11 protein-coding genes are annotated in these 9,773 nt (G+C 76.2%); 6 read left to right on the top strand and 5 right to left on the bottom strand.

The features are described from left to right. Positions 1-720: biotin carboxylase N-terminal domain-containing protein (locus tag NH342_RS19880; RefSeq protein ID WP_308200713.1), on the bottom strand; the 720-nt coding region annotated here is incomplete at its 3' end. Positions 721-908: 188 nt separating this feature from the next. Here NH342_RS19880 and NH342_RS24555 point away from each other — a divergent pair. Next, positions 909-983 carry a 50S ribosomal protein bL37 gene (locus tag NH342_RS24555; RefSeq protein ID WP_369299104.1) on the top strand — a complete coding sequence of 25 codons (75 nt, stop codon included), beginning with the start codon at positions 909-911 and terminating at the stop codon, positions 981-983. A 45-nt stretch (positions 984-1,028) separates the two neighbouring features. Here NH342_RS24555 and rsrA read toward each other — a convergent pair whose 3' ends face one another. Then, positions 1,029-1,367 carry a mycothiol system anti-sigma-R factor gene (gene rsrA, locus NH342_RS19875; RefSeq protein WP_253017555.1) on the bottom strand — a complete coding sequence of 113 codons (339 nt, stop codon included), beginning with the start codon at positions 1,365-1,367 and terminating at the stop codon, positions 1,029-1,031. Further along, positions 1,364-2,053, bottom strand: coding sequence for a sigma-70 family RNA polymerase sigma factor (locus NH342_RS19870; protein ID WP_308200712.1), 690 nt, complete (start codon positions 2,051-2,053; stop codon positions 1,364-1,366). The genes rsrA and NH342_RS19870 overlap by 4 nt, the downstream gene beginning before the upstream one ends. A gap of 204 nt (positions 2,054-2,257) precedes the next feature. Between NH342_RS19870 and ybaK the strand changes: the two genes are divergently transcribed. Then, positions 2,258-2,734 (top strand): Cys-tRNA(Pro) deacylase, encoded by a 477-nt coding sequence (gene ybaK, locus NH342_RS19865; RefSeq protein ID WP_253017553.1) that lies wholly within the window; start codon positions 2,258-2,260, stop codon positions 2,732-2,734. Positions 2,735-2,749: 15 nt separating this feature from the next. On the opposite strand, the gene NH342_RS19860 is transcribed toward ybaK, so the two are convergent. Together NH342_RS19860 and NH342_RS19855 are read right to left on the bottom strand one after the other, a co-directional pair. Further along, a complete protein-coding gene (locus NH342_RS19860; protein ID WP_253017551.1) occupies positions 2,750-4,267 on the bottom strand; it encodes a fused MFS/spermidine synthase in 1,518 nt (505 codons plus the stop codon). 1 nt (position 4,268) lies between these two features. Continuing rightward, positions 4,269-5,015: an SOS response-associated peptidase gene (locus NH342_RS19855; protein ID WP_253017549.1), complete on the bottom strand. Its 747-nt coding sequence runs from the start codon at positions 5,013-5,015 to the stop codon at positions 4,269-4,271. A gap of 107 nt (positions 5,016-5,122) precedes the next feature. Between NH342_RS19855 and NH342_RS19850 the strand changes: the two genes are divergently transcribed. From NH342_RS19850 to NH342_RS19835, 4 genes are all read left to right on the top strand, one after another. Continuing rightward, positions 5,123-6,547, top strand: coding sequence for an aldehyde dehydrogenase family protein (locus NH342_RS19850; RefSeq protein ID WP_253017547.1), 1,425 nt, complete (start codon positions 5,123-5,125; stop codon positions 6,545-6,547). Between the two features lie 48 nt (positions 6,548-6,595). Beyond that, positions 6,596-7,873 carry a 3-phosphoshikimate 1-carboxyvinyltransferase gene (gene aroA, locus NH342_RS19845; RefSeq protein ID WP_253017545.1) on the top strand — a complete coding sequence of 426 codons (1,278 nt, stop codon included), beginning with the start codon at positions 6,596-6,598 and terminating at the stop codon, positions 7,871-7,873. A 13-nt stretch (positions 7,874-7,886) separates the two neighbouring features. Beyond that, a complete protein-coding gene (gene rsgA / locus NH342_RS19840; protein WP_253017543.1) occupies positions 7,887-8,891 on the top strand; it encodes a ribosome small subunit-dependent GTPase A in 1,005 nt (334 codons plus the stop codon). 66 nt (positions 8,892-8,957) lie between these two features. Further along, the coding region (locus tag NH342_RS19835; RefSeq protein ID WP_253017541.1) for a diguanylate cyclase domain-containing protein at positions 8,958-9,773 on the top strand (816 nt) is incomplete at its 3' end.

Below are 9,773 nucleotides of genomic sequence, written 5' to 3'. Positions count from 1 at the left end.
GGACCGCGGCTCGGGGCCGAGCCGGCCGGTGGCGCAGCGCAGCGCGAGCTCGACGGCGTCTACCGCGTGGGCCCGTTCCAGCACGCCGAGGTCCAGGGAGAACCCGGCGGCGACCTCGGCCAGCTCGCCGTCGGGGTCGATGCCCACCGTGACCGGTCCCCGCCAGCCGAGGTCGGGCAGCCGCTGCGCGGCCCGCGGCAGCGGTGGGCCGCCGTCGGCGGGCCAGCCGGGCGGGGTCCAGGAGACGCGGGCGGTCCCGGCGTCGCGGTCGCGGCGCACGGGGGTGACGTGCCGCAGGCCGTCGGGGGTGACGACGGCGAGGAAGCCCTGTGCGCTGGCCGGCTCCACCCCGTCGCCGCCGAGCCGCTCCAGCACCGCTGCGGGCGGGCCCACCCAGGTCAGGCCGACCCGGGCCACGCTCGCCGCCAGCTCGGCGTTGCCGGCCAGCGCCGGGGGCACGGCCAGGACGGCGTCGACGCCGCTGCGCCGGGCGGCCTCCACCAGCCGCGGCACGGACAGGTAGGACTCGGCGGCCGGCGGCGGCCCCAGCAGCACGGCCTCGTCGGCCAGCCGGACGTGGCGGGCACCGGCCTCGCTGGCCGAGTGCACGGCGACGGTCTTCACGCCGAGGGACCCCGCGGCGCGGATGACGCCGCAGGCCACCGGGCCCCGCCCGGCGACCAGCACGCTGCCGATGCCGATCCCGCCCGTCTCCGCCACGGCTCCCCCGTCCCGGCGCGTCCCCGCGCACCGTCCCGTCGACCCTGCCACGGCCGCGCCCGGCGTGCGCGCTGCACCGTGCCGTCACCGATCTCCGGGGCGCGCGGGCGGGCCGGCCCCGGGTCGTGAGACCCTGGTCGGCCGGGGCCCGGGTATCCCGGGTCCCGCACGAGGAGAGGAGGGCAGCGATGTCCAAGCGTGGACGCAAGCGGCGCGCCCGGAAGAAGAACGGCGCCAACCACGGCAAGCGGCCCAACGCCTGAGCCGCGCGGCGCGGGCCCCGCGGGGCCCGCGCCGTAGCCCACCGCTCAGTCGGTGGTGCGCTCCACGGACACCCGCTCGACCGAGACGGTCGTGCCGTCCTCCTCGAAGGACACCTGGGTCAGCTGCATCTTGATCCGATCTCGCAGGCCCATCGGGGTCGGGTCCCCGCCGCAGCGCTTGCGGACCAGGGCCTTGAACTCCTGCTCGATGCCGAACTCGCGCAGGCACGGCGCGCACTCGTCGAGGTGCTCGGCGATCACCGCCCGGCGCTCGTCGCCGGTCTCGTGGTCCAGGAACTCGAAGACGTGGCTGAGCACGTCGTCGCAGCTGCCGATCTCGACCTCAGGTCGGTCGGTCGCCCCGTCGGTCACCCCGTCGCTCACGAGGACCCCTCCTCTCCGGCCCCGGCGCGGGCGAAGCCGCGCTCGCGGGCGTAGTCGGCGAGCAGCTTCTGCAGGCCGCGCCGACCGCGGTGCAGCCGGGACATCACCGTGCCGATGGGCGTGCCCATGATTTCGGCGATCTCCTTGTAGGCGAACCCCTCGACGTCAGCGAGGTAGACCGCCAGCCGGAAGTCCTCCGGGAGCTGCTGCAGCGCTTCCTTGATGTCGGTGTCGGGGAGGTGGTCCAGGGCCTCCATCTCCGCCGACCGCAGGCCGCTGGAGCTGTGCTCCTCGGCGGCGAACAGCTGCCAGTCCTGCACCTGGTCGGTGGGGTACTGCTGCGGCTGCCGCTGCTTCTTGCGGTAGTTGTTGATGTAGGTGTTGGTCAGGATCCGGTACAGCCACGCCTTGAGGTTGGTGCCCTCGGCGAACTGGTGGAAGGCCGAGTAGGCCTTCACGAAGGTCTCCTGCACCAGGTCCTCGGCGTCGGCCGGGTTCCGGGTCATCCGCAGCGCCGCCGGGTACAGCTGGTCCAGGAAGGGCAGGGCATCGCGCTCGAAGCGGGCGTCGCGCTGCGCGCGGGTCTCCGCCTGCTCGGTGCGGCTGCCGTCGGCGCGGGGCTCGGGCGTCTCCACCACCTGCGGGCCGGCCTGCGGGGTCTGCTGCTCCGTGATCTCGTCGGGCACCGACCGTCCTCTCTGCGGCGACCGCAGGCGGGACACCACGTCGGTCGATGCTAGTCGCGCGGTGGCGGCGCGGCCGGGCGGACGGCGGGCCGCCAGGGGCACCGCCGCGCGGGGGCGGGGGCGCGCCCGGGTCGGTACGGCTGCACTGGTCACGGTCGGCACAGCGCCGTGGCGGCCCGGGTTGTTCCCCCTAGGGTCGGCACCATGGCGGCGACCCCCGCGGTGCGGGTGCTGGAGAGGGCGGGCGTGCGCTTCGAGCTGCGCAGCTACGACCCCGACGACCACGCCGACGGGGTGGGCTACGGCGAGGCCGCGGTCGCGGCCTTGGGGCAGGACCCGTCGAGGGTGTTCAAGACGCTGCTGGCCCGGGTCGACGGTGCCCTGGTGGTGGCCGTGGTCCCGGTGGCCGGCCTGCTGGACCTCAAGGCGCTGGCCGCGGCGTCGGGCGGCCGGAAGGCGGTGATGGCCGACCCCGCGGACGCCGAGCGCGCCACCGGCTACGTGCGCGGCGGGATCAGCCCGCTGGGCCAGCGGAAGGCCCTGCCCACCGTCGTCGACGAGTCGGCGCTGGCGCTGCCCTCGGTGTGCGTGAGCGGGGGCCGGCGCGGGTTGCAGGTCGAGCTGGACCCGGCCGACCTGGTGGCGCTGACCCGGGCCCGCACCGCGCCGCTGGGCCGGTGACCGGCAGCCGGGCCCTCAGCCGTAGGGCGTGAGCAGCTGGTCCACCGGCGCGAGGTCGTCGGTGAGCACGGGTGCGTCGCCGACGAAGGCCGTCAGCTCGGTGCCGGTGACCACCTGCCAGTCCAGCCCGCGGCCGGCCAGCGCGGTGCCCAGCGTCCCGGTGCCCAGCGGCCGGCGCGAGGCCACGGCCACCACGTTGCCGCCGTCCTCGCCGGCGACCACCGGCGCGCGTGCCAGCAGGGCGACGTGCGGGAAGACCCGCTGCATCGTCGCCAGCTCCGCGCGCAGGAACGACAGCGGGCCGTGGTCGATCAGGTTGACCGCGTAGACCCCGTCGTCGGCCAGCGCCCGGTCGACCAGCTCCAGCGCCTCGACCGTGGTCAGCTGCCACGGGACGGCCAGCCCGCCGAAGGCGTCGCCGACGACCAGGTCGCGCGTCCCCCCGGGCTCCCGGGTCAACCCGATCCGGGCGTCGCCGACGTCGACCTGCAGCTGCGGGCCGGTGACCAGGCCGAGGTCGGCCCGGTCGACGGCCAGCACCCCGGCGTCGACCTCGAGCACCCGCTGGGTGCTGCCCGGGCGCACCGCGGCCAGGTAGCGGGGCAGTGTGAGCCCGCCGCCGCCGACGTGCAGCGCCGACACCGGCTCACCCGCCGGGGCGGACACGTCGCTGACCGACGCGATCGTCTGCACGTAGGCGAATTCGAGGTGGGTGGGGTCGTCGAGGTCGACGTAGGAGTGCCGCAGGGTGTCCAGCACGAGGGTGCGCCCGCCGGGCCGGTCGGGGTCGGCCACCACCCGGGCGCAGTGGTAGGTGGTCTCGACCTCGCACGGGTCGGGCGCGACGACGGCCAGACCGGTGCCGGCCAGCACGCCGACCAGCAGCGCGCCGGGCAGCCGGGCCCCGACGGCGCGCCGCAGCAGCAGCCACAGCCCGACCCCCGCCGCGACCACCACCAGGCCGGTGCTGACGAGGATGGTGCTGGTGGGCAGCAGCGCCACCAGCACGAACCCGGTGCCGAAGGTCGCCGCGATCCCGCCGAGGGTGCCGATGCCCGACAGCTTGCCGACCACCGACCCGGTCTCGCGCAGGCTGCCCAGCTGCAGCGCGACCACCATCGGCGGCACCGCCGACAGCAGCGCGGCGGGCACCACCACGGCGACCGCGGCCAGGAGCAGCACGCTGCCGGCGTCGGCACCGGTGAGCAGGGCCCCCGAGAACCGCACGACCGGCACCACCGCGACCAGCAGCGCCCCGCCGGCCACCAGCAGGGGCGCCAGCAGGCCGCGCGGGTCGCGGCGGTCGGCGACCGCTCCCCCGGCCCAGGCGCCGACCGCGATCGCGGCGAGGGCGAACCCGATGACCGCGGTGTTGGTCTGCAGGGTGATGCCGACGTAGGGCGCGATCAGCCGCAGGCCGGCGATCTCGAGCACCAGCACGGCACCCGAGGACAGGAAGGTGACCGCGGCGGCCACCCAGCCGGGCAGCGCCCGGGACCCCGGCGGCGCGGGGTCTGTCGTGCTCCCGCCCACCTCAGAACAGGGCCGGCTGGTCGGCCGGGGAGGACACCGGGTCGACCCGGGCGGTCAGCTGCTCCCCGCCGTTGGTCACGTTGCCCACCGCCGGGCCGACCGGCCGGATCTCCAGCTGCTCGACCAGCTCGGGCGGGGTCGGCTCGGCGAGGGCCTCGACGTCGTCGCGGGCCAGGTCCAGCCAGTCGGCCCAGCGCTCGCGCGGCAGGACCAGCGGCATGCGGTCGTGGATGGTGGCCAGCGCCCCGACCGCCGGGGCGGTGACCACCGTGCAGGAGTAGAGCCGGTCCTCCCCGCGGCCCCACACCTCCCACAGCCCGGCGAAGGCCAGGCCGCCGCCGTCCTCGGGCGTGACGTACCAGGGCTGCTTGCCGGGCGCGTGCTCGCGGGGCGACCACTCGTACCACCCGTCGGCGGGCACCAGGCAGCGCCGGGCCCGCGCGGCCTTGCTGAACGCGGGCTTGCTGGTCAGCGACTCGACCCGGGCGTTGAGCATGCGGTTGCCGACCGACACGTCCTTGGCCCACGAGGGCACCAGGCCCCAGCGCACCACCCGCAGCTCGCGGTGCGAGGCGCCGGTCGGGGCGCCCTCGGCGTCGCGCTCGCGGGCCTGCCGGACCACGTAGACGTCCTTGGTGGGGGCGACGTTGAAGTCGGCGCCCAGCGGGTCCTGGCCCGGCGCCGGGACGGCCTCGAAGTCCGCCGCCAGGTCCTCCGGCCGTCGGCTGGATGCGTACCGCCCGCACATCGCGTCCTCGCTCCCGTCGTCCCGCCCGTCCCGGCCGTGCTGGCCCCGACTGTAGGTGCGGGGTAGGACAACCGTGTGCCGCCGGCGGCGTCGGGTAGGCAGGGCAGGTGACGAGCACCCAGGACCACCCGAAGACCGACAGCGGCACTGCCGACCGCCCCTACGCCACGGTCAACCCGTTCACCGGGGAGACCGAGCGGGAGTTCGAGGCCCTGACCGGCGACCAGGTCACCGCGGTCGTCGACCGCGCGCACACCGCCTACCTCGACTGGCGCCAGCGCAGCGTCACCGAGCGCGCCGCGGTCGTCGGCCGGGCCGCCGACCTGATGACCGAGCGCAGCGACGCGCTGGCCGCGCTCATCACGACGGAGATGGGCAAGCGGATCCAGGAGGCGGCCGGGGAGGTCGCGCTGGCCGCGAGCATCCTGCGGTACTACGCCGACAAGGCCGAGCAGTTCCTGGCCCCGCGCACCATCGAGGTGATGAAGGGCGAGGCCGTGGTGGTCAACGAGCCCACCGGGGTGCTGTTCGCCGTCGAGCCGTGGAACTACCCGCTCTACCAGGTGGTCCGGGTCGCCGGCCCGAACCTGACCCTGGGCAACACGATCGTGCTCAAGCACGCCGAGAACGTGCCGCAGTGCGCGCTGGCGCTGGAGGAGCTCTTCCGAGACGCCGGCGCACCCGAGGGCGTCTACACCAACGTCTTCCTCAGGATCTCCGACACCGAGCAGGTCATCGCCCACCCCGCGGTGCAGGGCGTGACGCTCACCGGCAGCGAGCGGGCCGGCTCCTCGGTCGCGGCGCTGGCCGGCAAGCACCTGAAGAAGTCGGTGCTCGAGCTCGGCGGTAGCGACCCCTTCGTCGTCCTGGACACCCCCGACCTGGGCCGCACGGTGAAGGCCGCGACCATGGGCCGGATGGCCAACACGGGCCAGGCCTGCATCGCGGCCAAGCGGATCATCGTGCTCGCCGACGTCTGGGACTCCTTCGTCGCCGGCATGCAGCAGGCCTTCGGCGGGTTCACCCCCGGCGACCCGGCCGACCCGTCCACGACGCTGGGCCCGCTGTCGACCGAGAAGGCCGCCGCCGACCTGCACGCCCAGATCACCGACGCCGTCGACAAGGGCGCCACGGTGCTGGCCGGCGGGGGGCGGCCCGACCGCCCCGGCGCCTTCGTCGAGGCCACCCTGCTCACCGACGTCACCCCCGGCATGCGGGCCTTCTCCGAGGAGCTCTTCGGCCCGGCGGCCGTGCTGTACAAGGTCGACACCGAGGACGAGGCCGTCGCGCTGGCCAACGACAGCGCCTACGGACTGTCGGCCGTCGTCTACTCCGGTGACGTGGAGCGGGCCCGGGCGGTGGCCGACCGGCTGGAGTCCGGGATGGTGTGGATCAACCAGCCCTCGGGCTCCTCGGCCGAGCTGCCCTTCGGCGGGGTGAAGCGGTCCGGCTACGGTCGCGAGCTGTCCGAGCTGGGCATGTTCGAGTTCGCCAACCGGCGCCTGGTGCGCACCCTGCCCGCCACCAGGTGAGCAACGGGCAGTGAGGGACGGCGGCGTCGACCGGGCAGGATGGGCGGCATGAGCAGCTGGTCGACGCCGCCCGCCCCCGGCCCGGTCGACGCCGTCGTCGCCCTGCCCGGGTCCAAGTCGATCACCGCCCGGGCGCTGGTGCTGGCCGCGCTGTCCGACGGCCCGTCCCGGCTGGTGCGCCCGCTGCGCGCCCGCGACACCGACCTGATGGCGGCCGGGCTGCGGGCCCTCGGGGTCGGCATCGAGGTCGACGGGGAGGACTGGCTGGTCACCCCCGGTCCGCTGCGGGGCCCGGCCACCGTCGACGCCGGCCTGGCCGGGACCGTGCTGCGGTTCCTGCCGCCGGTGGCGGCCCTGGCCACGGGCGACGTCACCCTGGACGGCGACCCCCGGCTGCGGGAGCGGCCCAACGCCGGCCTGCTCGAGGGCCTGCGGGCCTGCGGTGTGCGCATCACCGACGACGGCCGCGGCCGCGCGCCCTTCACGGTGCACGGCACCGGGTCGGTCCGCGGCGGGCCCGTCACGGTGGACGCCAGCGAGTCCAGCCAGGTGGTCAGCGGGCTGCTGCTGGCCGGCGCACGGTTCAGCGAGGGCCTGGACCTGCGCCTGGCCGGCGGCGTCCCCTCGATGCCGCACGTGCAGATGACCGTGGAGACCCTGGGCGAGCACGGCGTCGCGGTCCAGCGCACCGACGGGGGCTGGCGGGTGGCGCCGGGCCCGGTGGCCGCGGTCGACCGGGTGGTCGAGCCCGACCTGTCCAACGCCGCCCCGTTCCTGGCCGCCGCCCTCGTCACCGGCGGCCGGGTCACCGTGCGCGACTGGCCGGTGCGCACGACCCAGCCCGGCGCGCAGCTCGAGCAGCTGCTGCCGGCGATGGGCGCGCACGTGCAGCGCACCGCCGACGGGCTGCAGGTCACCGGCGGGGCGGCCATCACCCCGCTGCGCGCGGACCTGTCCGAGGTGGGCGAGCTGACCCCGGTGCTGGCGGCGCTCTGCGCCCTGGCCGACGGGCCCTCACGGCTGACCGGCATCGCGCACCTGCGCGGCCACGAGACCGACCGGCTGCAGGCCCTGGACGAGGTGCTCACGGCGGTGGGTGCGCAGGTCACCCAGCTGCCCGACGGCCTGGAGATCACCCCCGGCCCCCGTCGGCCCGCGGAGCTGGACTCCTACGCCGACCACCGGATGGTCATGGCCGCCGCGGTGCTCGGCCTCGCCGTCCCCGGCGTCGTCGTCCGCGACCCGGGCACGGTGGCCAAGACCCTCCCGGACTTCCTCGACCGGTGGGCCGGGCTTCTCGGCGAGCACGCGGGAGCGGTCAGCTGAGCGGGCGGGCCTGATGGCGGGCAGGAGGTTCGACGGCCGCTCCGACGAGGACGACGTCCGGGTCCGCCCGGGCCGCCGCGGCTCCCGGCCGCGCACCCGCACGCGGCCCAGCCACGACGACGCCGTCCCCGGGCTGGTGGTCGGCGTGGACCGCGGACGGATGACCGTGCGGGTCGAGGGCGCCGACGGGCCGGTCGAGGTGACGGCGATGCGCGCCCGCGAGCTCGGGAAGCACGGCGTGGTCACCGGTGACCGGGTGCGGCTGGTCGGCGACACCAGCGGCCGGGTGGACACCCTGGCCCGCATCGTCGTGATCGAGCCGCGCAGCACCGTGCTGCGGCGCACCGCCGACGACACCGACCCCACCGAGCGGGTGGTGGTGGCCAACGCGGAGCAGCTCGTCGTCGTCACCGCCGTCACCGACCCACCACCGCACACCGGTTTCCTCGACCGGTGCCTGGTCGCGGCCTTCTCCGGGGGCCTGACCCCCCTGCTCTGCCTCACCAAGGCCGACCTCGGCAGCCCGGACGCGCTGCTGGCCCGCTACGCCGGGCTGGAGGTCGAGGCCATCGCGGTCAGCCGCGACACCGATCTGCAGCACCTGGTCCCGCGGCTGGCCGGCCGGGTCTCGGTGCTGGTCGGCCAGTCCGGGGTGGGCAAGTCCACGCTGGTGAACCGGCTGGTGCCCGACGCCGCCCGGGCCACCGGCGGGGTGAGCAAGGTGGGCAAGGGCCGGCACACGTCGTCCTCGGCGGTGCTGCTGGACCTGCCCGGTGGCGGCATGGTCATCGACACCCCCGGCATCCGCAGCTTCGGGCTGGCCGACACCGACCCGGCCGACGTGCTGGCCGCCTTCGACGACCTCGCCGAGGTGGCCCGGGACTGCCCGCCGGGCTGCGCGCACACCGACGGCGACCCCGACTGCGCGCTGGACGCGTGGGCGGCGGAGGGCCCGCCGGCGCGGGCGGCCCGACTGGCCTCCTTCCGCCGGCTGGTCGCCGCGGTCACCGCGAGCTGATCCCCCACAGGGAGTAGGACGCCCCACCGACTTCAGGACGGATCGGTTCCGGCCGATGTCGGTTGCGTGCAGCACAACCGGTTCCGGGCCCCCGCGGTGGCGACCCCCCGCGTGATCGCCCGGGTGACCGGCTTCCTCTACCTGATGGGGGGCACGGCCGTCGGCGCCGTCGGCCTGGACGCCCTGCGGCCCTGGCTGCCCGGCCCGCACCACGACCCGGCCGGCCCCGTCGGTCTGCTGGCGATCGCGGTGGTCGCCGTGCTCACCGGCGCGACGGTGCTGCGCTGGGGACGACGGCTCCCCCGCGGGGCCTACCACCTGCTGGTCGGCGCCGGCACCGGCCTGATCACCCTCTCCGCCCTGCTCGCGCCCGACCCGTCCACGGCGACCGCCGCGGCGGGCATCACGGTCTTCGTCGCCCTCGACGCCTTCTTCTACTTCGCCTGGCCGGCCGCGCTGGTCCACCTGGGCCTGGCGATCGGCGGCGGCTGCACGGCCCTGGCCCTGAGGTCGGAACTACCGGTGGGGTCGTCGGTGGTGCTCGGCCTGGTCTGCGTGGGCATCGCCGCGGTGGTCGGCGTGCTGGTCGACCGGGCATCGGCCGCCGGGGTGGACCAGCTCACCGGGCTGCCCAACCGGCGCGGCCTCGACGAGGCGCTGGACCACGCCGTCGAGCACGCCGGCCGCAGCCGGGCGCCGCTGAGCGCCGTCCTCGTCGAGCTGGACGGGGTCGAGGACGCGGTCCGGGCCGGCGACGAGGGCGCCGCCGCGCTGCTGCGCCGGGTGGCCCGGCGCTGGTCGGCCGGCCTGCCCGACGGTGCGCTGCTGGCCCGCCGGGACGGCGCGGAGTTCGCCGTGCTGCTGCCCGGCCACGACGGCCCG

This window comes from Klenkia sp. PcliD-1-E (genome assembly GCF_024124375.1).
In the GTDB taxonomy this organism is placed as follows: Bacteria; Actinomycetota; Actinomycetes; order Mycobacteriales; family Geodermatophilaceae; genus Klenkia.
This window is presented reverse-complemented; position numbering and strand designations above follow the sequence as displayed.